General features: G+C 73.8%; 24 protein-coding genes and 1 riboswitch. Of the genes, 7 read left to right on the top strand and 17 right to left on the bottom strand.

Annotated elements, in window-relative coordinates; genetic code table 11:
* Positions 1-41: 41 nt before the first annotated feature.
* Positions 42-213: riboswitch (cyclic di-AMP (ydaO/yuaA leader) on the top strand.
* Positions 214-894 carry a transglycosylase family protein gene (locus ACTWLT_RS27900; protein ID WP_445320911.1) on the top strand — a complete coding sequence of 227 codons (681 nt, stop codon included), beginning with the start codon at positions 214-216 and terminating at the stop codon, positions 892-894.
* Positions 895-924: 30 nt separating this feature from the next.
* On the opposite strand, the gene ACTWLT_RS27895 is transcribed toward ACTWLT_RS27900, so the two are convergent.
* From ACTWLT_RS27895 to ACTWLT_RS27860, 8 genes are all read right to left on the bottom strand, one after another.
* Entirely contained in the window at positions 925-1,284 is a 360-nt protein-coding gene (locus tag ACTWLT_RS27895) for a hypothetical protein (RefSeq protein WP_445320910.1), read from the bottom strand.
* A gap of 100 nt (positions 1,285-1,384) precedes the next feature.
* Positions 1,385-2,578: a DNA polymerase IV gene (gene dinB / locus ACTWLT_RS27890; protein WP_445320909.1), complete on the bottom strand. Its 1,194-nt coding sequence runs from the start codon at positions 2,576-2,578 to the stop codon at positions 1,385-1,387.
* 21 nt (positions 2,579-2,599) lie between these two features.
* A complete protein-coding gene (locus ACTWLT_RS27885; protein ID WP_445320908.1) occupies positions 2,600-3,127 on the bottom strand; it encodes a GNAT family N-acetyltransferase in 528 nt (175 codons plus the stop codon).
* Positions 3,124-3,648, bottom strand: a complete 525-nt coding sequence (locus ACTWLT_RS27880) for a GNAT family N-acetyltransferase (protein ID WP_252414978.1) — start codon at positions 3,646-3,648, stop codon at positions 3,124-3,126. Before ACTWLT_RS27880 ends, ACTWLT_RS27885 begins: the two co-directional genes overlap by 4 nt.
* A gap of 56 nt (positions 3,649-3,704) precedes the next feature.
* A complete protein-coding gene (locus ACTWLT_RS27875; RefSeq protein ID WP_445320907.1) occupies positions 3,705-5,279 on the bottom strand; it encodes a glutamate synthase-related protein in 1,575 nt (524 codons plus the stop codon).
* 61 nt (positions 5,280-5,340) lie between these two features.
* On the bottom strand, positions 5,341-5,754 hold the full coding sequence (locus ACTWLT_RS27870; protein WP_445320906.1) for a VOC family protein: 414 nt from the start codon (positions 5,752-5,754) through the stop codon (positions 5,341-5,343).
* Between the two features lie 136 nt (positions 5,755-5,890).
* Positions 5,891-7,000, bottom strand: coding sequence for a peptidoglycan recognition protein family protein (locus tag ACTWLT_RS27865; RefSeq protein ID WP_252414975.1), 1,110 nt, complete (start codon positions 6,998-7,000; stop codon positions 5,891-5,893).
* A 149-nt stretch (positions 7,001-7,149) separates the two neighbouring features.
* On the bottom strand, positions 7,150-7,839 hold the full coding sequence (locus ACTWLT_RS27860; RefSeq protein WP_445320905.1) for an RraA family protein: 690 nt from the start codon (positions 7,837-7,839) through the stop codon (positions 7,150-7,152).
* A gap of 191 nt (positions 7,840-8,030) precedes the next feature.
* On the opposite strand from ACTWLT_RS27860, the gene ACTWLT_RS27855 reads away from it, so the two are divergent.
* The 3 genes from ACTWLT_RS27855 to ACTWLT_RS27845 all read left to right on the top strand — a co-directional run bounded on the left by ACTWLT_RS27855 (position 8,031) and on the right by ACTWLT_RS27845 (position 11,623).
* The gene (locus ACTWLT_RS27855; protein WP_445320904.1) at positions 8,031-8,912 is read left to right on the top strand and encodes an SPFH domain-containing protein; all 882 of its coding nucleotides are present in this window, start codon (positions 8,031-8,033) and stop codon (positions 8,910-8,912) included.
* 80 nt (positions 8,913-8,992) lie between these two features.
* Positions 8,993-10,069: a mechanosensitive ion channel family protein gene (locus ACTWLT_RS27850; protein ID WP_445320903.1), complete on the top strand. Its 1,077-nt coding sequence runs from the start codon at positions 8,993-8,995 to the stop codon at positions 10,067-10,069.
* A gap of 210 nt (positions 10,070-10,279) precedes the next feature.
* Positions 10,280-11,623 carry an MFS transporter gene (locus tag ACTWLT_RS27845; protein WP_445320902.1) on the top strand — a complete coding sequence of 448 codons (1,344 nt, stop codon included), beginning with the start codon at positions 10,280-10,282 and terminating at the stop codon, positions 11,621-11,623.
* Between the two features lie 51 nt (positions 11,624-11,674).
* Here the strand turns inward: ACTWLT_RS27845 and ACTWLT_RS27840 are convergent, their stop codons facing one another.
* The 4 genes from ACTWLT_RS27840 to ACTWLT_RS27825 form a co-directional block, all read right to left on the bottom strand.
* Positions 11,675-12,061 carry a VOC family protein gene (locus tag ACTWLT_RS27840; RefSeq protein WP_252414970.1) on the bottom strand — a complete coding sequence of 129 codons (387 nt, stop codon included), beginning with the start codon at positions 12,059-12,061 and terminating at the stop codon, positions 11,675-11,677.
* On the bottom strand, positions 12,058-12,774 hold the full coding sequence (locus tag ACTWLT_RS27835; protein ID WP_445320901.1) for a hypothetical protein: 717 nt from the start codon (positions 12,772-12,774) through the stop codon (positions 12,058-12,060). The genes ACTWLT_RS27840 and ACTWLT_RS27835 overlap by 4 nt, the downstream gene beginning before the upstream one ends.
* Before the next feature lie 201 nt (positions 12,775-12,975).
* Positions 12,976-13,392 carry a YchJ family protein gene (locus tag ACTWLT_RS27830; protein ID WP_445320900.1) on the bottom strand — a complete coding sequence of 139 codons (417 nt, stop codon included), beginning with the start codon at positions 13,390-13,392 and terminating at the stop codon, positions 12,976-12,978.
* A 47-nt stretch (positions 13,393-13,439) separates the two neighbouring features.
* A complete protein-coding gene (locus ACTWLT_RS27825) occupies positions 13,440-14,207 on the bottom strand; it encodes an SGNH/GDSL hydrolase family protein (protein ID WP_445320932.1) in 768 nt (255 codons plus the stop codon).
* 88 nt (positions 14,208-14,295) lie between these two features.
* Here ACTWLT_RS27825 and ACTWLT_RS27820 point away from each other — a divergent pair, with 88 nt between their 5' ends.
* Positions 14,296-15,006: an MBL fold metallo-hydrolase gene (locus ACTWLT_RS27820; protein ID WP_445320899.1), complete on the top strand. Its 711-nt coding sequence runs from the start codon at positions 14,296-14,298 to the stop codon at positions 15,004-15,006.
* 6 nt (positions 15,007-15,012) lie between these two features.
* Here ACTWLT_RS27820 and ACTWLT_RS27815 read toward each other — a convergent pair whose 3' ends face one another.
* The 3 genes from ACTWLT_RS27815 to ACTWLT_RS27805 all read right to left on the bottom strand — a co-directional run bounded on the left by ACTWLT_RS27815 (position 15,013) and on the right by ACTWLT_RS27805 (position 17,420).
* Positions 15,013-16,122 (bottom strand): magnesium and cobalt transport protein CorA, encoded by a 1,110-nt coding sequence (locus ACTWLT_RS27815; RefSeq protein WP_445320898.1) that lies wholly within the window; start codon positions 16,120-16,122, stop codon positions 15,013-15,015.
* Between the two features lie 112 nt (positions 16,123-16,234).
* Positions 16,235-16,846: a class F sortase gene (locus ACTWLT_RS27810; protein WP_445320897.1), complete on the bottom strand. Its 612-nt coding sequence runs from the start codon at positions 16,844-16,846 to the stop codon at positions 16,235-16,237.
* Between the two features lie 88 nt (positions 16,847-16,934).
* Positions 16,935-17,420 carry a hypothetical protein gene (locus tag ACTWLT_RS27805; protein ID WP_445320896.1) on the bottom strand — a complete coding sequence of 162 codons (486 nt, stop codon included), beginning with the start codon at positions 17,418-17,420 and terminating at the stop codon, positions 16,935-16,937.
* A gap of 407 nt (positions 17,421-17,827) precedes the next feature.
* On the opposite strand from ACTWLT_RS27805, the gene ACTWLT_RS27800 reads away from it, so the two are divergent.
* Together ACTWLT_RS27800 and rnhA are read left to right on the top strand one after the other, a co-directional pair.
* A complete protein-coding gene (locus ACTWLT_RS27800) occupies positions 17,828-19,090 on the top strand; it encodes a lycopene cyclase family protein (protein ID WP_445320895.1) in 1,263 nt (420 codons plus the stop codon).
* Positions 19,091-19,184: 94 nt separating this feature from the next.
* Positions 19,185-19,661 carry a ribonuclease HI gene (gene rnhA / locus ACTWLT_RS27795; protein WP_445320894.1) on the top strand — a complete coding sequence of 159 codons (477 nt, stop codon included), beginning with the start codon at positions 19,185-19,187 and terminating at the stop codon, positions 19,659-19,661.
* Positions 19,662-19,679: 18 nt separating this feature from the next.
* On the opposite strand, the gene ACTWLT_RS27790 is transcribed toward rnhA, so the two are convergent.
* The gene (locus tag ACTWLT_RS27790; protein WP_445320893.1) at positions 19,680-19,916 is read right to left on the bottom strand and encodes a preprotein translocase YidC; all 237 of its coding nucleotides are present in this window, start codon (positions 19,914-19,916) and stop codon (positions 19,680-19,682) included.
* A gap of 39 nt (positions 19,917-19,955) precedes the next feature.
* Positions 19,956-21,176 (bottom strand): MFS transporter, encoded by a 1,221-nt coding sequence (locus ACTWLT_RS27785; protein WP_445320892.1) that lies wholly within the window; start codon positions 21,174-21,176, stop codon positions 19,956-19,958.
* Positions 21,177-21,179 lie beyond the last annotated feature (3 nt).

Raw genomic sequence — 21,179 nt, 5'->3', positions numbered from 1 at the left:
ACCGTGCCTAACGTCGGTCGGGTCCGCCACAGCGGACACCGCGACCGGTAACGCCAAATCCTGCCCCCGGTCGTCGGAACCCAGTCACCCGGGCAGGAGCGGGGGACCCAACGTTCCTCGGTGCACGTCACCTCGGGGTGAAGCCGCCACCGCGCGGCCGGGCTCCTCGGCCCGAACCCGACAGCTCACCTCGCCGGCGTGGAGGAAGCTCACATGACGTCTGACTACACCCCCCGTCATCGACGGGTCACCACCCGCCGCGTCGCCGTCGGCACCCTGGCCGTCGGCGCGGTCACCGGCGCCGTCGCCCTCTTCGGCCCGGCCGCACCGGCCCAGGCCGGGGTCAACTGGGACGCGATCGCCCAGTGCGAGTCCAGCGGCAACTGGCACATCAACACCGGCAACGGCTACTACGGCGGGCTGCAGTTCTCGCAGAGCACCTGGGCCGGCTACGGCGGCAAGAAGTACGCGGCCCGCGCCGACCTGGCCAGCCGCGGCGAGCAGATCGCCATCGCCGAGAAGGTGCTCGACGGGCAGGGCATCGGCGCCTGGCCCACCTGCGGCAAGAAGGGCGGCTCGTCGGGCGGCGGCTCCGCCAGCAAGTCGTCGACGAAGTCCACCGCGAAGTCCTCGAAGCCGACCTCGAAGTCCGGCTCGACGGCCAAGCCGAAGGAGCGGTCGTCGCGCGGCGAGCAGCCGGCGACCCGCAACCACCAGCGCACCGCGCCGGTGACGGGCGGCGAGACGTACCTGGTCAAGCCGGGCGACACCCTCTCGGAGATCGCCGAGACCAACCGGGTGTCCGGCGGCTGGCAGGCCCTGTACGAGGCCAACCGGCAGCTGATCGGCGCCGACCCGGGTCTGATCTTCCCGGGTCAGCGGCTCTCTCTCTGACGCCCGCCGGCGTGTGTCGAGCAGGTGGCGTCAGGCCGCCGCGACGGCCGCCTGCGAACGCGCCGACTCCGAACCAGACCAGGCCCGCCGCGCGGCGGGAACATCCTCCGCCGGCCGCTGGGCGCGGGGCGTTTCCCCCTCGCCCTGCTCGGATGTGACTGTGGACGATGTGTCGGCCGCGCCACGGGCCAGCCGGAGCGACTGTTCCGCACTGCCACGCGCAGCGCACGGCCACGTCTGGCCGGCGCAGAGCAGATTGCGGCAGGCGCCGTCCTCGTCCGGCTCGTGCGCGCTCAGCACGTCCATGGCGAGCTGCCAGAGCAGCGGGTCGGTCACGTCGGCGGGGCGCTGCGCACGCCGGCTCGGACGGTTGCTGGTGTCGTCGGACATGGTGGTCCCCCCTGTCAGGCTGATCCCCACAACGTCACCACTCCCGCCGCCCTCAAACCCCACAACCGCTGTGACGTGCACCGCTGCGCCTGGTGCCTCCTCAGTCCGGCAGCAGCGGCATCTCGACGCCCGGCTCCCTGCCCAGCAGCACCGCCCGGGTCAGCGCCGCCGATCCGAACCGGTCACGGACCGCGTCCACCGCGGCATCCAGCTCGGCGCCGGGGTCGCGGTGGAACGGCAGCTCCGGCTGGACCGGGTTGTCGTCCAGGTTGCCCACCGAGACGCCGACCAGCGTGATGCCCCGACGATCGATCTCGGGCAGGGCCGCCCGCAGCAGCGCCCGCGCGGCGGCGAGCAGCGGGCCGGTGTCCGCGGTCGCCTTGCCCACGGTGTGCGATCGGGTCGCCCGCGTGTAGTCGCCGAAGCGCAGCCGCAACACCACCGTGCGCCCGGAGCGCCCGGCGGCCCGCATCCGTCGGGTGACCCGGTCGACCAGGCCGGCCAGGATGGCGTCCAGCTCCGCGGGCGCGTGCGGGATACGGCTCAGCGCGTGCTGGGCGCCCATCGAGCCGCGCCGACGGCCGACCTGGACCGCCCGGGGGTCCCGGTTGTGCGCCAGCGCGTGCAGGTGCCGGCCCGCGCCGGCGCCGAGCAGTGACACCAGCGCCGCCTCACCGAGCCGGGCCACCTCGCCGACGGTACGGATCCGGCGTTCCCGCAGCTTCGCGGCGGTGACCGGGCCGACGCCCCAGAGCCGTTCCACCGGCAGTGGATGCAGGAACGCCAGCTCGGCGTCGGGCGCGACGACCAGCAGCCCGTCGGGCTTCGCCACCCCGCTGGCCACCTTCGCCAGGAACTTCGTCCGGGCCACACCCACGGTGATGGGCAGGTGGATGCGGTCGCGGACCTCCCGGCGCAGCCGCTCGGCGATGTCGGCGGGCGGCCCGGCCAGCCGCCGCAGGCCGCCCACGTCCAGGAACGCCTCGTCGATGGAGAGCCCCTCGACCAGCGGGGTGGTCTGCCGGAAGATCTCGAACACCGCCCGGCTGGCCGCCGTGTACGCCGACATGCGGGGCGGCACCACGATCGCGTCGGGGCAGAGCCGGCGCGCCTGCTGGCCGCCCATCGCGCTGCGCACGCCCCGCGCCTTCGCCTCGTAGCTGGCGGCGAGCACCACGCCCCCGCCGACGATCACCGGCCGCCCCCGCAGGCGCGGGTCGTCGCGCTGCTCGACCGACGCGTAGAACGCGTCCAGGTCGGCGTGCAGGATGCTGGGCCCGGGTGACACGTACATATGTTCGCATGGCGCGGACGATCAGCACAGTGAGCTGGGCGAACGTGGCTGGTGCCCGGCTGGCGACGCGTAGTGGCGCAGCGACACGGGGCTGCCGTCGGGGGCCGTCCACGGTGCCGTGCTGGTGCCCGTGCGCCGCCACCCGGTGCGCTCGTAGAGGGCGACGGCCGCGGCGTCGCCGTCGGCCACGTCGAGCACCAGGTCCGTTCCCCGCGTGCTCGCCCACCGCCGGGCGCGGGCCAGCAGCGCGCCGCCCAGCGCGAGCCCACGGGCGCCCGGCGCGACGAAGAGACGAGCCACCTCGGCCGTCGGCCGGGCCAGTGGCCCGTCCGCCCGGTCGGGCAGCCGGTGCACCGCCACGTGCCCCACGACCGCCCCGTCGGCGTCGACGGCGACCCACGCGCGCGCCGGGCGCGGCTCGCGCAGCCAGCCGTGCGGGTCGGCGGGCCAGTTCAACGGGTACCGGTCGGCCTCGTGCACGAGGGCGAGCGCCGCGACGCATCCGTCGAGGTCGGCTGCGCGCCGCCGCCGGATGCCCGGTTGGTTCACAGCTCGTCGAACGGGGCGGCGTAGCGGAACTCGCCGCGGATCGACTCGCGCCAGGCGCTCAGCGGGCGGGCCTGGAAGTACTGCGGACCCCACGGCTGCGGCGGGGTGACGCCCAGCTCGACGGCGGGCCGGAACCCGAACCGAGGGTAGTAGTCGGGGTGCCCGAGCAGCACCACCAGCGGCTCGTCCCTCGCGTCGGCCGCGCCGAGCACCGCGTGCATCAGCGCCGTGCCGACCCCGCGCCGCTGCCAGCCGGGGAGGACACCGAGCGGCCCCAGGCCGAGCGCCACCGGCAGGCCGGCCACCCGACCGCGGGTCGCCACCACGTGCCCCACCACCTGCCCGTCGGGGTCGGTCGCCACCAGGGAGTACGCGGGCAGCCAGCCCTCGTCGGCGCGGAGCGCGTCGACCAGCGTGGCCTCGACCGGTACGACACCGTCGGCGTCCGGCGCGGCGAAGGCGGCGGCGTGCACCGCGTGGATGGCCGGGACATCGGCGGGCGTCTCACGTCTGATCAGCACCGCGCCACGATACGGTGCCTCCGGCTCCGGCTCCACGCGTTATCGGTGGGCGCCGGTCAGCCGACCGCGGTGGGGGAGGGTGGGGCGCTGCCGCCCTGCGGCGCCTCCGGGGTCATCAGGCGGACGATCTCCGCCCGGTCCGCCGGTGCGGGCAGCCCCCACTCGGGCCGGTAGCCGTAGACCTCGTGCAGCGGGGTGGAGCCGGTGCGGCCATCCAGGATCTCCACCGCGTCGGTGTCGATCAGGCTGGGGTGCTCCACGCCGCACGCCTCGGCCACCTTGGTGAGGTCCCGGCGCAGCGTCCGCAGGTAGTTGGACACCCGCACCGACTTCAGCGCCGGGTCCAGGCCCCGTGTCAGCCACGCGTTCTGCGTCGCCACGCCGGTGGGGCAGGTGTCGGTGTGGCACTTCTGCGCCTGGATGCAGCCGATCGACAGCATCGCCTCGCGGCCCACGTTGACCATGTCGCAGCCGAGCGCGAACGCGACGATCGCGTTGTCCGGAAGGCCGAGCTTGCCGCCGCCGACGAAGACCACCTGCTCGTGCAGGTTGTGCTCGGCGAAGACCTTGTAGACCCGGGAGAAGCCCTGCTGGAACGGCAGCGACACCGAGTCGGTGAAGATCAGCGGCGCGGCGCCGGTGCCGCCCTCGCCGCCGTCGATCGTCACGAAGTCGACGCCCCGGCCGGTGTCCCGCATGAGCGTCGCCAGGTCCTGCCAGAAGCCCAGGTCGCCGACCGCCGACTTGATGCCGACCGGTAGGCCGGTCTCGGCGGCCAGCAGTTCCACCCAGTCGAGAAGGCTGTCGCAGTCGGAGAACTCGGCGTGCCGGGACGGGCTGACGCAGTCCTGGCCGGCCGGGACGCCCCGGGTGGCGGCGATCTCGGCGGAGACCTTCGCCCCGGGCAGCAGCCCGCCGAGGCTCGGCTTGGCGCCCTGGCTCAGCTTGATCTCCAGCGCCTTCACCGGCGCGCCGGCCACCAGGTCCTTCAACCGCTCCAGGCTGAACCGGCCGTGCTCGTCCCGGCAGCCGAAGTACGCCGTGCCGAGCTGGAAGACCAGCTCACCGCCGTTGCGGTGGTACGGCGACAGGCCACCCTCGCCGGTGTTCTGCAGGCAGCCGGCGAGCGCCGCACCGCGGTTCAGGGCCGCGATGGCGTTGCCGGAGAGCGAGCCGAAGCTCATCCCGGAGATGTTGACCACCGACTCGGGTCGGAACGCGCGGGCCCGGCCCCGGGCCGCGCCGAGCACCTTGGCGCAGGGCAGCCGCACGTCGTGCCCGGCGGCCGGTGTCGACGGCGGCACGGCCCGGCCGAAGGTGCGATGTTTGATGATCGGGTAGCCGGGGGTGTACTCGATGTCGTTGTCCGTGCCGAAGCCGAAGTAGTTGTTCTGCTGCTTCGACGACGCGTACACCCAGCGGCGCTGGTCGCGGGTGAACGGCCGCTCCTCGTTGTTGCCGGCGACGATGTACTGCCGAAGCTCCGGCCCGATCGCCTCCAGCAGGTACCGGGCGCGACCGAGCACCGGGAAGTTGCGCAGCAGCGCGTGGTCGCGCTGGATCAGGTCCCGCACGGCGAGCGCGGCGACGGCGGCGGTGACGGCGGGTACAGCTCGGCGGGCCCATCTCATGCCCGGCAGTCTTTCCGCCCGCGTCGCCGGCCAAACCGGTCCACCGCCGGCGCTCCGCTGGTCAGCCCTGGGGCTGGGTGATGTTGACCATCCAGTCGATGCCGTACGGGTCGACGCACTGGCCGTACTCGTCGCCCCACATCTGCTTCTCCAGCGGCATGGTCACCGACCCGTCCGCGGAGAGCCGCTCCCAGTAGCCGCGCAACTCGTCGGCGTTGTCGCCGCTGAGGCTGATCGCGATGTTCGTGCCGGGGATGTGGTTCATCCCGGGGGCCGTGTCCGAGGCCATCAGGGTGAAGCCGGCGGGGGACTCCAACCGGGCGTGCATGATCTGGTCGGACAGGCCCGGCTCGGTGTTGCCGAACTCGCCGAAGGTGTTCATCGTCAGCTCGCCGCCGAAGACGCGGTGGTAGAACTCCATCGCGCCGCGGGCCGTGCCGGGGAAGTTGAGGTACGGGTTGAGTCGAGTTTGCACAGCACCCTCCTTGGTCCTGGTCGGCGTCATCGTCGCAGACCGGTGGAGGGTGGACAACGAGGCGCGCCCACGTTTGCGCAGGTGCCGGGCCTGGCGGCGGAACGGGTGCGCCCGTGCCGCCGCCAGGTACAGAGGATCAGCGGGCCCGGAACGACTGCCGGACGCTCCCGCCGACGACGGCGCACCAGGTGCTCGTGCTGAGCTTGCCGTTGGAGGGCAGCCCGTGCAGCGTCTGCAGGTCCTTCACCGCGGCCCGGGTGGCGTGGTCGTACGCCCCGGTGACGGTGACGGCGTACCCCTTGGTCGCGAGGATCTCCTGCACCGCGGTGACCGGCAGGCCGGTGGCGTGCTGGTTCAGCTCGGGCACCAGGGTCTCCCAGGTGGGCGGGGTGAGCGTGGCGTCCACGTCCACCGCGATGCCGTTGCGGGCCTGCCAGTCCTGCACGGCCGTCACGGTCGCGGCGTCGAACGTGCCGCTGACGGTCACCGGGTAGCCGCGGAACGCGAGCAGGTACTGCACCACGCGGACCGACGGGGAGTTGACGAAGCGCCACAGGTCCGGCCAGCGGCGCGCCGGAACGTCGCCGAGGTCGGTGCCGAGGGCGGCGAACACCCGCCGCCGCAGCGCGGGGAACTGGCGGTAGAAGGCGGCGCCCGGGCACTGCGTGGTGCGGAAGTCCCAGTGGCCGAAGATGTCGTGCGCGTGTAGCCCGTACTGCCGGCAGACGGCGACGCAGAGCTTGACCAGCGAGTCGGTCAGCGCCTCCGGCGGGGTCTCCGTGACGTAGGTGCCCTCGTTCTCGATCCCGATGGCCCGCCCGTTCTCGCCCGGGCAGTGCGCGGAGATCATCTGCCGGTCGCCGGCCTCCAGCCGTTCCAGGCTGCCCCGGCGGCCCTCCAGCACGTAGCCGCCCCGGCTCACCGTGAAGTGCTGCCCGGTGTCCGACCAGCCGTTGCCGTCCATGTGCAGGTCCTGGCAGTCGTGGGCCAGCTTGACCGCCTGCTCGCGGGAGTAGTCGGTGACGTTCGGGAACGCCATGTGATGCACGATGATCTTGTTGGTGGGGATGGCGCTGACCGCCAGCGGGTCCTTCGGCGGGCGGGCGGCCCACTCGTCGCAGCTGATGATCCAGTCCAGATCGGTGCCGGGGGCCGCCTGAGCCGCGCCCGGGAAGGCGAGCTCGCTTCCGACCACGGCGACCGTCGCGGCGCCGAGACCGGCCCGCAACAGCGTCCGGCGATCCATTTCGGAATGGTCGACGTGCATGACATCTCCTCCTGCGGCCGACGGCGGGGGATGAAAAGTAACTACAGTGGCCACACGCGTCTCGGAGGATATTGCCAACACTCGCCCGGGCGCTAGAGGTTCACGACCGCTGCTTCCGGCGCCGGTCGTCACTCCTCGATCGCGCCGCCGACCCGTCGCAGGTGCTGGCGGAAGGTGTACGCGGGATCCGCCGCGCGCCGCACCAGGTAGTCGGCGAACCCCGTCTGCCGTCGCAGCGTCTCGCCGGCGGAGATCCGCGCCGCCTGCACCCGTTCCACCCGGCGGATGTCCGTCGCCGTGGCCAGCACCTCCCCGCCCCGGTCGGCGGGCACGAACAACACCCCGTCGTCGTCACCGAACACCAGGTCTTCCCGGGTCACCTCGTACCCGCCGCACCGGGCGCTGGTCAACGCCGCCGGCTCCTGGGCGTCCAGCCGGGACGGTCCGAGCGGGCAACTGCCGTAGCTGAACACCGGCAGGCCGATCTCGATTAGCTCCGCCGTGTCCCGGTGCAGCCCCCAGATCACCACACCGGACACCCCGGCCGCGCCGGCCTCCAGGACCGCGAGGTCACCCACGCAGGCCTCGTCCGACCGCCCACCGTTGTCGATCACCAGCACGTCGCCCGACTCGGCCCGCTCGAACGCCTCCAGGAACACGTCGACGCTGCCGTAGTGCCGCACCGGCAGCACCCGGCCGGCCACCCGCTGACCGGAGACCACCGCCCGGATCCCGGGAGGGGCCACCCGCGCCGGCACCCCGAGTCGTACGCACGCGTCGGCCACCAGCGCCGTCGAGACCTCAGCAAACCCGTCCATCCGTGCCCCTTCACACTCCGGCGAGCCGCCATCGTAGGGATCCCACCCCCCGCCCGACCGACAGCCAATCCCCACGTGCTGGCCCACGGTCGGCCTGATCACGCGGCGGCCCGTCATGCGGCGGCATGGCCGGGAGCGGAACGGGTACCCGGCGCTCCGGGAGGCGGGCGCCTCCGGGGGAGCGGGATGTCATGGGAGCCGCCGTCGTCGTTGGCCTGGTCATCGCGGTCGTGATCGTGGTGCTGGTGTTGTCACTGAGCGTCCGGCTGGTGCAGCAGTACCAACGCGGCATCGTGTTCCGGTTCGGCCGCGTCCTGGAGCAGGTCCGCCAGCCGGGACTGCATTTCATCGTCCCGATCGCCGACCGGATGGTGCGGGTCAGCATGCAGACCACCGTGATCGGCGTACCGGCGCAGGGCGCGATCACCCGGGACAACGTCACGCTCACCGTCGACGCGGTGGTCTACTACCGGGTGGTGGACCCGGTGAAGGCGCTGGTGAACGTGCACGACTATCCGTCGGCGGTGCTCCAGGTCGCGCAGACCGCGCTGCGGTCGGTGATCGGCCGTGCGGACCTGGACACCGTGCTGGGCGACCGGGAGCGGGTCAACGCCGAGCTGAAGTCCGTCATCGACGCGCCCACCGAGAAGCCGTGGGGGCTGTTGATCGAGCGGGTGGAGGTCAAGGACGTCTCGCTGCCGGAAGGGATGAAACGCTCGATGTCCCGGCAGGCCGAGGCGGAACGGGAGCGCCGGGCCCGGGTGATCGCCGCGGACGGTGAGTTCCAGGCGTCGCGCCGCCTGGCCGACGCGTCCCGGGCGATGGAGGCCACGCCGGGCGCGTACCAGCTCCGCCTGCTGCAGACGGTGGTGGACGTGGCGGCGGAGAAGAACAGCACGCTGGTCATGCCGTTCCCCGTCGAGTTGCTGCGTTTCTTCGACCAGATGGCTCCGCACGTGGCCGGGCCGGCCCAGCCGGCGACACCCTCCGCAGCGGATCTGGGGCCGGTGACCGACGAGGTGGCCGCCGCCGCCGAGCAGGGCGACGACCGTCCGGAGTCGCCGCCGCGCTGAGCGGCCGGCGTTTCCGCGCGCGACAGCGAGGGTAGGTCGGGGGCCGACCGTCCCGGCTGCCCCGCATGGAGGAAAACCTGATGAGTGACAACGTCAGCGACGCGGTGGGCGACGCCCTCCGCTCGGTGATGCTCTTCCTGCCCAAGGCCGTCGCCTTCCTGGCGATCCTGGTGGCGGGATGGCTGATCGCCAAGGCCGTGCTGAAGATCGTGCAGAAGGTTCTGGAACGGGTGGGCTTCGACCGCGCCGTCGAGCGCGGCGGCGTGCGGCGGGCACTGAGCCGCTCCCGGTACGACGCCAGCGACATCGTCGCGAAGCTCGTCTACTACGCGGTGCTGCTGTTCACCCTGCAGCTCGCGTTCGGCATCTGGGGGCCGAACCCGATCTCGGACCTGATCGCCTCGGTGGTCGGGTGGTTGCCCCGCGCCTTCGTCGCCATCGTCATCGTCGTGGTCGCCGCCGCCATCGCCAACGCCGTCAAGGACATCGTCAGCGGCGCGCTCGGCGGCCTGTCCTACGGCCGGGTGCTGGCCACCATCGCCTCGGTGTTCATCCTTGGCCTCGGCGTCATCGCCGCGCTGAACCAGATCGGCGTGGCCACCGCCGTCACCACCCCCGTGCTGATCGCCGTGCTGGCCACCATCGGTGGCATCCTCGTCGTCGGTGTCGGCGGCGGACTGATCCGTCCGATGCAGAGCCGTTGGGAGTCGTGGCTGACCCGCGCCGAGCAGGAGTCCCAGGTGATCGCCACGCACGCCCGCGCCTACCGTGCCGGCCGACGGGACGCCGAGGCGGAGCTGGCTCGCTCGTCGACCGCCGGAACCGACCCGGAGGCCACCCAGGTGGTGACCCGGCCGGTCGACCCGGACGCCACGCAGGTGGTCGGTGCGTCCGGTGACCCCGAAGCCACCCAGGTGGTGACCCGGCCGGATGTCGACGTCGAGTCGTCGCCGGTGCTCACCCCACCCCGCGCCGACGACACGACGCAGGTGGTCACCGGGCGTCGCAGCGACGACACGACGCAGGTGGTGGGTGGCGACGCCGACGCGACCCAGGTCGTGAGCGGCGGCACCGGCCGCGCTGTGCCCGACCAGCGCACCGGTGACGACATCGAGGCCACCACGGTCATCCCGCCGGTCGACCCGCCCCGTCGCTGACACGCTGGCGGAACAGCGGGGCGGGATCCGTTCGGATCCCGCCCCGCCTCGCGTCGACCGGCACGTCGAAAGCGCTGGCCGGGGCCGCGTGGCCGGTCTAGCATCGCCGACATGACCTGGCGACATTGATCCAACGCCGTAGGCCGATCCCGTGGGCCACCGCGGGCACCGCACGTCCGGTGTCCGTCTCCACTCCCACGGGAAGGCCAAATGACCCTCATCGCCTCGCGCGTGCCCGACCCGGCGGTCCGCCGCCTGACGGTCACCCTCTACGGGTACGCGTTCCTCAGCGACCTCGTCCTGCTCTACCCGGTGTACGCGCTGCTGTTCGCCGACACCGGGTTGTCGGTGGGGCAGATCTCCTCGCTCTTCGTCATCTGGTCGGCTGCCGGCATCCTCTTCGAGGTACCGTCCGGCGCCTGGGCCGACGCGGTGTCCCGCAGGCTGCTGCTGTGCCTCGCTCCGCTGGTGACGGCCGCCGGATACGCGGTCTGGGTGCTGTTCCCGTCGTACCCGGCGTTCGCGGTCGGGTTCCTGCTCTGGGGCGCCGGCGGGTCGCTGGTCTCCGGTGCCCTGGAGGCGCTGGTGTGGACCGAGCTGGACCGTCTCGGCGCGGCCGGCCGGTACGCGCGGGTGCTCGGTCGGGCGCGGACGGCGGGTGTGCTCGGCGTCCTGGCCGCCGGGGTCCTCGCCGGCCCGGTCCTCGCTGTGGGCGGGTACCCGGCCCTGGGCGCGGCGAGTGTGCTCGCCTGTCTGCTCGCCGCCGCCGTCGCGGCCCGGTTTCCGGAGCACCGCCGGTCGCCCGCCCTCGCCGGGCAGCGCGACCCAGCCGCTGTCGCGGTGGCGGCCGCCGGGGCCGGGGAGCCTGGGCCGACCGGGGTCGCGCTGCCCGGTGGGGACGAGGAGGACGTCGACCTCGGTTGGTGGGACTCGCTTCGGGCGGGGGTGGCGCAGGTCCGTACGCGTCCGCCGGTGCGTTCCGCCGTGCTGCTGGTCGCGGTGGTGGCCGCCGACTGGGGCGCCCTGGACGAGTACACGCCGCTGCTGGCCCGGGACACCGGCGTCGCGGCGCAGGCCGTGCCGCTGCTGCTCCTGCTGCTCTGGGCCGGGGTCACCGTCGGAGGGCTGCTCGCGCCGGCGGGGGAGCGGCTGCGGGGCCGTGGCTACGCCGCCCTGCTGGGCCTGGTGGCCGTCGCGTTGGCCGGGGGTGCCCTCACCGGGCATCCAGCCGGGTTCGTGCTCCTCGCGGTGGGGTTCGGAGCCGCGCAACTGGCCACCGTGCTGGCCGACGCGCGACTCCAGGCCCGGATCACCGGGAGCAGTCGCGCCACGGTCACCTCGCTGGCCGGGATGGCCACCGACGTGCTGATCATCGCGACCTACGCCGGCTACGGCCTGGTCGCCACGGCGGCGGGCAACGCGGTGGGGTTCGCCGTGGCGGCAGGCCCGTACCTCGTCGTGGCGCTCGTGCTGCTGGCCCGCCGCCCGTCGCGGGCCCGACCCACCACCGGCGCAGCCCGAGTGGTGGCCGACCTGCCGGATCAGCTCGCCTAGTCTGCCCGGCCACGTCCGAGGGTGCCGGCCCGGCCACCACCGGGCCGGCGCTCAACCGGCCAGGTGCAGGAACGACCACTGGTGGCCGTCGATGTCCCGGAAGCCGCGCATGTACATCGGCCCGTTCGTCGTCCCCGGCCCGAGTGGCTCTCCGCCGGCCACCACCGCCCGGTCGACCAGTTCGTCGACCCGCTCCCGGCTCGGCGCCGACAGCCCGACAATGACCTCCCGGCTGGCCTCCGTGTCGGTGGTGCCGACCCCGGTGTACTCCTCGAAGGCCGAGCGGATGTGCAGCATCAGTCGGGTGCTGTCGGAGATGGCGATCTGCACGCTGGCCCCGTCCGGGGTGGTCTCGTCGCTGGTGAAGCCGAGCGCCCGGTAGAACTCGGCGGCGGTGGTGAGGTCCCGCACCGGCAGGTTGATGAACGTCATGGTCATCGGTGGTCTCCGTCCGACTCCAGCAGTACCTTCAACGCGGCGAGCCGCTCCCGCCAGTACGCCTTCAGCTCCGCGGCCTGCTCCGCCCCCGTCAGCTTCTCGTGCGAGACGCTGACGCGGGCCTTCGACTCGCCGACCGCCTCGAAGCCGACCACGAGCCGGGTGGGGCCACCGGCCCAGTCGGCCCGGAAGCTGCGGGGCGCGGTGGCGGTGCGGAGGCGTACCTCGACGTCGGGCAGCCAACGGGCGCGTTCCGTCTCGTCAGCGAACGCCCCGAAGAGCCGCAGGACCGGCGCCGCAACCGTCCGGCTGGCGCTGGCCGAGAAGCCGCCCCCGCGCCTCTGGCCGGGCGCGCGCAGACCGCGTGCCTGCTCGTACCCGACGGTGATGCTCTGCGCCCACCAACCGGCCACCTCGTGCTCGACGACCAGGTGGCGGGCGATCTGGGTGTGCGTCCGCTCGGTGGCGCCCGCCGCGTCGAGCAGGTCGAACCACTCCGCCCAGCCGCGGCCGGTCCGCGCGCGGATCAGGTCGTCGGCGATCCGCTCGGTCTGTGCCGCGGCGGGCGCCGGAGGCGGCGACACGTCCTGTGCCGGCGCCGCGGTGGGTGTGGCGGTTCGATTGATCACGTGCCGGCGGGCGGTGGTGTAGCTCTCGCCGGTCTTCTCCATCCGGGCTCGGACCCGGGTCTTGAACGATCTCTGATTGGTCATCACATGCTCCCGGTCAACGGCACGGTCACCGGGACTCACGCTCCCGTCGACCCCGCCGGAGTGGGGCATGTGACACAACGTCCCGAGGGCTCGAGGCCCCCTTTGCCTCCGCGTGGCCGGCGGCGTGAGCGCCGGGAGGGAGGTGCGGCGCAGGACTACGCCGACGTCATCCTACGCCCGGACCGGCCGTCGGCGCAGCCGTCACGGCTGGTCGCCGTCGAGGTAGACCCATCGGCCGTCCTCACGGACGAACCGGCTGCGTTCGGTCAGCGTGCCCGGGCGACCCGCGTCCCGGTAGTGCGCGTGGAACGTCACGGTGCCGGCGGTGTCGAGCAGGCCGCCGCGCTCGGTGTCGACGATCTCCAGCCGGGTCCACCGCTGTCCGGGGTCCAACTCCAGCGCCTGCGGCCGGGTCGAGGTGTGCCAACTGCGCAGCAGGTAGCCGGTGTCGCCGAGGGCGAAGGCGCTGAACCGGGAGCGCATCAGCGCCTCGGCGGTCGGCGCCTGCGCCACACCGCCGTGTGCCGGAGCGCAGCAGTCGGCGTACGCCTGACCGGAGCCGCACGGGCAGGCCCGTCCCGTCGTCGCGTCCGCCCGCCGGCGCCCACCCTTGCCCACGCCGCCATCCTGCCGCACCGCCGGCCGGCCCCGGACGCCGACCGCCGCTACTCCAGCGACACGGGCAGCGGCACCGGCCGCTTCGCGACCCGGTCGTCACCCGACGACTGACCGCGCAGGTGCCGGGCCAGCCAGGGCAGCAGGTGCCGTCGGGTCCAGGCCAGTTCGGCGCCGAACACCTCGGCCCGGCGACGCCGTGGCGCCAGCGGCAACGGCCGGGTCCAGGAGTCGTCGAACCCGGGCAGACCCGCTGTGTACGCCAGCCCGGCGGCGATCCGCTCGTGCCCGGCGCTGTTGGCGTGCAGCCGGTCGTCGCTCCACAGGCGGGGATCGGAGGAGACCGGGTGGGCGCCCAGGTCGAGCAGGGTGGCCCCGGTCCGCGCGGTGGCGGCGCGCAGCGCCTCGTTGAGGGCCAGCATCCGACCCCGCAGCGGCCGGGCCAGCGGCATCACCGGCGCCGGGTCCGGCATGGTGAAGGTCAGCACGGTGGCACCCTGCCCGACCAGTGCCCGCTGCATGGCCGCCACATCCTCGGCGACCTGGTCGGCGTCGAAGGAGGGGCGCAGCACGTCGTTCATGCCGGCGACCACGGTGGCCAGGTCGGGAGCCAGGTCGAGGGCGGGTTGGAGCTGCTCGGCGCGGATCCGGGCGGTGGTCCGGCCACGGATGGCCAGATTCGCGTACTCCAGGCCGCCCTGGGCGCGCGCCACCGCCAGGGCGAACCGGTCGGCCCAGCCCCGGTAGCCGCCGGCGCCGTCCGGGTCGTCGAGCCCCTCGGTGGTGCTGTCGCCGATCGCCACGTAACGCTGCCACATCACCGCGCGAGGTTAGCCGCCCGCCACCACGGGCCGCCCGGCGGCGGTCCGGACAGTGACAATTGACGATCGTTCCTAGACTCGCGGCATGACGCGAGCCCCGGCGGTGCCTCTGGCCCCGAACGTCTGGCGTATTCCGACGGTGGGCCGCGCGGCCGTCAACTCGTACGCGTTCGTGGATGACGACGGCAGCGTCACGCTGGTCGACTGCGGGCTGGCCAAGGCTCCCGCCCGGATCGTGCGCGGGCTGGCGGCCATCGGCAGGGTGCCGGCGGACGTCACCCGGATCGTGCTCACCCACGCGCACCCCGACCACGCCGGTGGCGCCGCGGAGTTGGCCGGCCGCTGCGGCGCGCCGGTCGCCGCGCACGCGGCCGACGTGCCGTACGCCGAGGCCGGCCGCGTACCACCCAACGACCCGGAGGTGACCGGCGGCCGGTTCTTCGCCCGGGTCGCCGGCGGCCGGTTCCCCGCCGTCGAGGTGGCGCAGCCGCTGGCCGACGGCGACCTGATCGACGTCGGCGGTGGCCTGCGGGTGGTGCACACCCCCGGGCACTCGCCCGGCCACGTGTCGCTGCTGCACGAGCCGACCCGGCTCCTGATCACCGGGGACGCGCTGTTCAACGTGCTCGGCGTCCGCTGGCCGATGAAGTGGCTGTGCAGTGACTTCCGGATGACCCAGCAGACCGCGCACGTCCTCGGTGAGCTGGAGTACGACATCGCCGCCTTCACCCACGGCCCCGAGTTGACCGACCGCCCCCGCGACCGGATCCGCAGCTTCCTCTCCCGGCCCCGCTGACGGGGCTCAGAGCCAACCGGAGCGGCGGAACAGGCGGTACAGGGTGAGGGCGGCCACCGCCATCAGGGTCAGCGCGCCCGCGTATCCGTAGCGCCAGGACAGCTCCGGCATGTGCGAGAAGTTCATGCCGTAGACGCCGGCGATGGCGGTCTGGGCGGCGGCGATGGCCGCCCACGACGCGATCTTGCGCATGTCGTCGTTCTGCTCCACGGCGAGCTGCGCCAGCCGGGACTGGACGATCGAGGTGAGCAGGTCGTCGTAGGCGGCCACCCGATCCACCGCCCTGCTCAGCCGGCCGTCCACGTCGACGAACCAGCGGTGCAGGGTGCGCGGCGGCCGGTCGGCGCCCGGGTCGAGCAGCGTCCGCATGGGCGCCTGCAACGGCAGCACCGCCCGCTTGAACTCCACCACCTCCCGCTTGAGCTGGTAGATGTGCTGGATGTCGGCGGAGCGGTCCCGGGCGAACACCGACTCCTCGACCCGTTCCAGGTCCCGCTCCACGTGCCCGGCCACCTCCAGGTAGGAGTCGACCATCCGGGCGCACACCGCGTAGGCCACCGCCCACGGCCCGGCGGCCAGCAGCGTGGGGCGCCGTTCGATGTCGGCGCGGACGCTGCGCAGCGCCCCGGCGGCGCCGTGCCGCACGGTGATCGCGAACCGGTCACCGAGCAGCACCATCACGTCCCCGGTGTCGATCACCTCGGAGGTGTCGGTCAGCTCGGCGTGCTCCACGTACCCGGCGGTGCGGAGCACCAGCAGGGTGACCGTCCCGTGCCGCTGCACGGTGGGCCGGTGCCCGTCGGCGAGGGCCTGCTCCACGGTCAGCTCGTCGAGGCCGAAGGTGCGACCCACCGCGGCGAGCACCGCCGGACCCGGATCGTGCAGCCCCAACCAGACGAAGGCGTCCCGGCCGTGCCGGGCCCGGGCGTACGCGTCGGCGTAGTGCGGGCGGCCGGGCTCGCGCCGGCCGTTGACGTAGACCGCGCAGTCGACCACGGCGTCCGGGTTGGACCGGCGGGGCGTGGGGGAGCCGTCGTCCTCGACCCGGCCGAGCAGTCGACGGGCCAGAGCGCGTACGCCACGACCGGCCCGGTCCTTCACCGCTCGCTGATTCACCGTGTGTGCCTCCCCGCCGCTGGCGCACCGCCCCGATCACGGTGTTCGGTGGGGATGGTGCCACCGCATTCTGCCGAGCGGGGTCCGGCTCCCGACACCCGGGCCGGGGGTCTCAGGTTGTGCGGGTGGCGAAGACGATGATGTTGTCCACGTAGTTGCCGGTCCCGGCGTCGAACCGGCCGCCGCAGGTGATGAGGCGCAGCCCGGCGGCGTCCGCCGGGCCGTAGACGAGGCCGCTGGGGAAGCGGTCCTTGGGGTACGCGCGGACGTCGTCCACAGTGAACGTGGTGACCGCGGCGTCGGCGCGGGTGATCTGGATCTCCTGGCCGGCGCGCAGCCGACCGAGGTCGAAGAAGACGGCCGGTCCGGCGGGGGAGTCGACGTGTCCGACGAGGACGGCGTTGCCGGTCTCGCCGGGGCTGACCCCGTGCCGGTACCAGCCGGCGAGGGTGGGCCGGTCCAGAGGCGGGACCTCCAGCACCCCGGCGGCGTCGGCGCCGACCGGGACGACCTCGGCGCGTACGCCGATGGCCGGGATCTGCACCCGGACAGGTGCGGCGCGGGGCAGTGGCGCCAGGTCCGGTGCGGGGTGGGTGCGCGCCGGCGCGTCGGCCGGCGGTCGTGGAGGCCGTGCCGGGTCGGCGGTGAGGCCGACGGTGATGAGCCCCAGCCCGGTCACCCCGAGCAGGGCGACCACGGCCGGGAGGGTTCGCCGTGAGCTCACGTGCGCGCCTCCGTACGGGATGGTCAGGGTGCCCGCGCCGGTGTCACCGGCACGGGCACCCGTCCTCAGGGATGGAGCGGGTCGCCGGTCAGGCGACGGCGGACACCGGACGGCGTCGGCGGAACAGGATGACCGCGCCGGCGACGGCGGTGCCGAGCAGCGTGCCACCGGCGGCGAGAGTGCCGTTGTCGCGGCTGTCTCCGCCGGAGCCGGCCGGGGCGGCGCCGATCGGGGTGACGGTGAACGTGGCGCTGCCGGCTGAGCTGCCGTCGCCGCAGGTCGCCGTCACCGTGTACGTGCCGAGGGTGAACCCGGCCGTGAAGAGTTCGGCGCTCAGGCCGCCGCCGGCGGCGGCCGTGGTGGACCGGACGTTCTGGTCGCGGTTGGGGCCGGTGACGCGGAAGATGGCGTCACCCGCCTTCGGGTTGCAGGTCGTCGCGGTGAGCACGACGGTCCCACCCACCGGGGTGGTGGCCGGTGACACCGTGGTGTCGGCCAGTGCGGCGCCCGGCAGCAGGAGCGTGCCGAGGCCCACGCCGAGCGCCGCCGAACAGAGTGCTGTTGAGACCTTCATACGCGTCTTCCCTCACTTTTCGTCCGCTGACTGCGTGGGACGTCGTTCGGGTGGCCAACTCCGTGACTAGCACCGGTGTGACCAACACTAGGTGCGTTGGGTCCTCGATCAGGTGAAAATGAGAAACCTTCGTTGCCGTCACGTGTCCACCCGAAGGCGGGGAGAGCTGCGGAAAGGCCCGGACGAGCCGACCGGCACCGGTGGCCCGGTCGATGTCTCCTGCGGTCGGGCTGTCGCGGCTGGGCCGATGGCGAGGTATCGACGACGCCGACGGGAATGCCCCACCGCGCCGGCGGTTGTCAGGCGCTCAGCCGGCCGCCTGGGCCGGGGACGGCTCGGCCGTCGGCCATTTCGCCGCCTCGGGTGGGCGACGTGTGGCGGGCGGAATGGTGTGGCAGCGTGGGGCGATGACCGAAGCCGCGCCGCTCGACGTCGACCTCGCGCTGCTCGGCGGCGGCGGCGCCGCGTCGCTGCTGCTCGCCGCGCTGGACCGGCACGGCGTCCGCGGCCTGCGGATCGCGGTCGTCGACCCGGTGCGCCGGCGTGGCCAGGACCGCACCTGGGCGTTCTGGGGTCACCCCGACAGCGACCTGGACCCGCTGCTGAGCGCGAGCTGGCGGCAGGTCGAGGTGGCGACGCCGGCGCGGCGTCGGCTGCTGGACCTGGCCCCCCTGCGGTACGCCATGCTCCGCTCCGGCCCGGTCTACGACCGGGCTGCCGAGGCCGAACGCCGGCTCGACGCCCTCCGGATCGTCGCGCCCGCCGTGTCGGTGGCCGACGACGGCACGTGGGTGGTGGTACGTACCGGCGACGGGGGCAACGTGCGGGCCGGCTGGGTGCTCGACTCCCGGCCCCGCCCGCCGGCCCGTCCCGGGCGGACCACCTGGTTGCAGCACTTCCGGGGCTGGTGGTTGGAGTCGGACCGACCGGTCTTCGACCCGGCGCGGGCGGTGCTGATGGACTTCCGTACCCCGCAGCCCGCGCGGGGCGTCTCCTTCGGCTACGTGCTGCCGGTGAGCGACCGGTACGCCCTGGTCGAGTACACCGAGTTCTCGCCGGCCCTGCTCACCGACGCCGGATACGACGCGGCGCTGCTTGGCTACCGGAACGTGCTCGGTCTGGACCCGGCCGGGCTCCGGGTGCGCGAGGTGGAGAACGGGGTGATCCCGATGACCGACGCGCCGTTCCCCGCCCGGCCCTCGCCCCGGGTGGTCCGCCTCGGTACGGCCGGCGGAGCGACCCGGCCCTCCACCGGCTTCACGTTCTCCGCGATGTACCGGCAGGCCGACCAGGTGGCCCGCGCCCTCGCCGCCGGCCGGCCGCCGGTGCCCGACCCGGCGTACCCGCGCCGGCACCGGTGGATGGACGCGGTGGCGCTGCGCGCGCTGGACCGGGGCGGCGTCGGTGGTCCCGAGTTCTTCGACCGGCTCTTCGACCGCAACCCCGCCGAGCGGGTGCTGCGCTTCCTCGACGGAGTCACCACTCCCGCCGAGGAGATCGCGATCATGAACTCGACCCGCCTGCTGCCGATGATCGCCGCCACCGCAGGCGACGCCGCGCACAGGTTCCGCGACCGGCTGCGCCCGCCCCGACCTGCCGCGGCCATTCCGACGGCGGTGGTGGGTGGCCCGCCCGCCGTCGGGCGGGGTGCCGGGTCGGAGCCCGGCTGACCCGGGATCAGCACCAGTCGGTGTCGTGGTCCCGGGCCGGCGTGGCGACCCCCGAGCGGGGGGCGCGGCGTCGCCGCCCGGTAGGTTGCCGGGCATGGTGGACGCGGCGGCCGGCAGGGGTGTGCAGATCTGGACCGACGGGGCGTGTAGCGGCAACCCCGGGCCGGGCGGCTGGGGTGCCCTGCTGCGCTACGGCGACCACGAGCGGGAGCTGTGCGGCGGCGAGGCCACTCCGACCACCAACAACCGGATGGAGCTGATGGCGGCCATCCAGGCGCTGGAGAGCCTGAACCGACCGGTCGTCGTGGAGCTGCACACCGACAGCACGTACGTGCGCAACGGCATCACGAGCTGGCTGGCGTCCTGGAAGCGCAACGGTTGGCTGACCGCCGGGAAGCAGCCGGTGAAGAACGCCGACCTGTGGCAGCGCCTGGAGGCGGCGTGCGAGCGCCACGAGGTCACCTGGCTGTGGGTCAAGGGCCACAACGGGCATCCGGAGAACGAGCGGGCCGACGGGCTGGCCAACAAGGGCATGACCGAGGCGCGGGCGGCCGCGCTGGCCAGCCGCTGACCCCGCACTGACCCCGCGTCAGCGGGTCGCGTCCGGATGTCCGGGCATGTTCGACCCGCCGCTGCTGCTGCCGGAGGATCCGCCGGCGACACCCGAGCTGTCGTCCTCGGTCACGATGTCCGGTGGCACATCGGTGTCGTCCGGCGGCGGGACCTCGGTGTCCGCCTCGACCTGCACCAGCCGGGCCTGACCGGCCTCGTCCTCGCTGTGCTGCGGGTCGCCCGGCAGCTCACCGTCGCGCTTTCGGAAGCCCACGCCGTGCCCCCCGTCGGTGCCGTTTCGCGTCGGCGGTGGCTACCCGGCGTCGTCGTGGACGAAACCTCGCCCGCCCGCGGCGACCGCCGGTCCGGCGGCCTCGGCCCGCGGCGGGCCCGACAGCAACCGCAGCGACCGGCGACGGCTGAGCGCGACGGTCAGCGCCAGCGCCAACGCGCCGCAGACCACCAGGAACGCCGGAGTGTTGCCGAGGTGATCGTTGACCGCGCCACTGGTGGCTGAGCCGGCGGCGATGCCGAGCTGTCCTGCCGTCTGCAACCAGCCGTACGTCTCGGGGAGTTGGGCCGCCGGGGTGGACCGGGCGAGGATCTCGTCGGTGACGGCGAGGAACGGTGCCAGCGCGAGACCGAAGACCGCCAGCGCGACGGCCATCTGCGGCACGCTCCGGGGAAGCAGCAGCGCCAGCGAGGTGGCGGCCAACGTGCCGAGCATCGTCAGGTACGCCCCGGCCGGGCTGCCGGGCCGACCCAGGCGGGCCAGCAGCACCCCACCGGCCAGGCTGCCCACCGACCAGATGGTCACCAGCAGCCCGGCCTGGTCCGGGTGCCCGACGGTGGTGGCGAACGCGGGCACCAGCACCCACATGGCGCCAATGCCGATCATGTAGCCGATGTGGGTGCCGACGACGGTGCGGCGGGTGGCCCGGCCGGGCAGCGCGGACCGTCGTCCGGCGGGCTGCCGGTCGGCCTCTCGGGGCGGCAGCACGGCGGCCATGCCGAGCAGCCCGACGGTGCCGATCGCCGCGAAGGCGAGCAGCGCCGCCGTGGGACCGCTGAGCAGCAGGCTCAGCGTCACCGCCAGGGGGCCACCGACGTAGAGCACCTCCTGCCCGACGGCGTTGACCGCGTACGCGCGGGCCAGCGCCGCAGCGGGGACCATCCGGGCCAGTTGGGCGCGTCCACTGCCGACGGCCGGTGGGGTGCTGAGCCCGGCCACGGTGGCCAGCGCCACGAACGCGGCCGGCTCGGTGACGACGGCCAACCCGAGCAGGGCGAGCAGGTGGGCGAGGCCGGTGGCGAGCAGCACGGGCCGGCCACCGAGCCGGCCCAGGAGCCGGCCGACCAGCGGCGCGGTGAGCGCCAACCCGATCCCGCAGCCGGCGCTGGCCACCCCGGCGGTGGCGAAGCTGCCGGTGTTCTGGTGACCGAGCAGCACGACGAGCAGTTGCCGCAGCGCGACCGGTAGCTGTGCCACGGTCATCAGGACGATGAGGAGCATCGCTCGCCGGGGTACATTCATGAC

This window comes from Micromonospora yongxingensis (genome assembly GCF_052601155.1).
This window is presented reverse-complemented; position numbering and strand designations above follow the sequence as displayed.

Bases quoted from the DNA above. Each gene is read 5' to 3' on its own strand.
- ACTWLT_RS27850 (WP_445320903.1), top strand. From the start codon at position 8,993: ATGAGTGACAACGTCAGCGACGCGGTGGGCGACGCCCTCCGCTCGGTG.
- ACTWLT_RS27845 (WP_445320902.1), top strand. From the start codon at position 10,280: ATGACCCTCATCGCCTCGCGCGTGCCCGACCCGGCGGTCCGCCGCCTG.
- ACTWLT_RS27835 (WP_445320901.1), bottom strand. From the start codon at position 12,774: ATGACCAATCAGAGATCGTTCAAGACCCGGGTCCGAGCCCGGATGGAG.
- rnhA (WP_445320894.1), top strand. From the start codon at position 19,185: ATGGTGGACGCGGCGGCCGGCAGGGGTGTGCAGATCTGGACCGACGGG.
- ACTWLT_RS27805 (WP_445320896.1), bottom strand. From the start codon at position 17,420: ATGAAGGTCTCAACAGCACTCTGTTCGGCGGCGCTCGGCGTGGGCCTC.
- ACTWLT_RS27800 (WP_445320895.1), top strand. From the start codon at position 17,828: ATGACCGAAGCCGCGCCGCTCGACGTCGACCTCGCGCTGCTCGGCGGC.
- ACTWLT_RS27860 (WP_445320905.1), bottom strand. From the start codon at position 7,839: ATGGACGGGTTTGCTGAGGTCTCGACGGCGCTGGTGGCCGACGCGTGC.
- ACTWLT_RS27865 (WP_252414975.1), bottom strand. From the start codon at position 7,000: ATGGATCGCCGGACGCTGTTGCGGGCCGGTCTCGGCGCCGCGACGGTC.
- ACTWLT_RS27875 (WP_445320907.1), bottom strand. From the start codon at position 5,279: ATGAGATGGGCCCGCCGAGCTGTACCCGCCGTCACCGCCGCCGTCGCC.
- ACTWLT_RS27900 (WP_445320911.1), top strand. From the start codon at position 214: ATGACGTCTGACTACACCCCCCGTCATCGACGGGTCACCACCCGCCGC.
- ACTWLT_RS27855 (WP_445320904.1), top strand. From the start codon at position 8,031: ATGGGAGCCGCCGTCGTCGTTGGCCTGGTCATCGCGGTCGTGATCGTG.
- ACTWLT_RS27895 (WP_445320910.1), bottom strand. From the start codon at position 1,284: ATGTCCGACGACACCAGCAACCGTCCGAGCCGGCGTGCGCAGCGCCCC.
- dinB (WP_445320909.1), bottom strand. From the start codon at position 2,578: ATGTACGTGTCACCCGGGCCCAGCATCCTGCACGCCGACCTGGACGCG.
- ACTWLT_RS27820 (WP_445320899.1), top strand. From the start codon at position 14,296: ATGACGCGAGCCCCGGCGGTGCCTCTGGCCCCGAACGTCTGGCGTATT.
- ACTWLT_RS27825 (WP_445320932.1), bottom strand. From the start codon at position 14,207: ATGTGGCAGCGTTACGTGGCGATCGGCGACAGCACCACCGAGGGGCTC.
- ACTWLT_RS27785 (WP_445320892.1), bottom strand. From the start codon at position 21,176: ATGAATGTACCCCGGCGAGCGATGCTCCTCATCGTCCTGATGACCGTG.
- ACTWLT_RS27840 (WP_252414970.1), bottom strand. From the start codon at position 12,061: ATGACCATGACGTTCATCAACCTGCCGGTGCGGGACCTCACCACCGCC.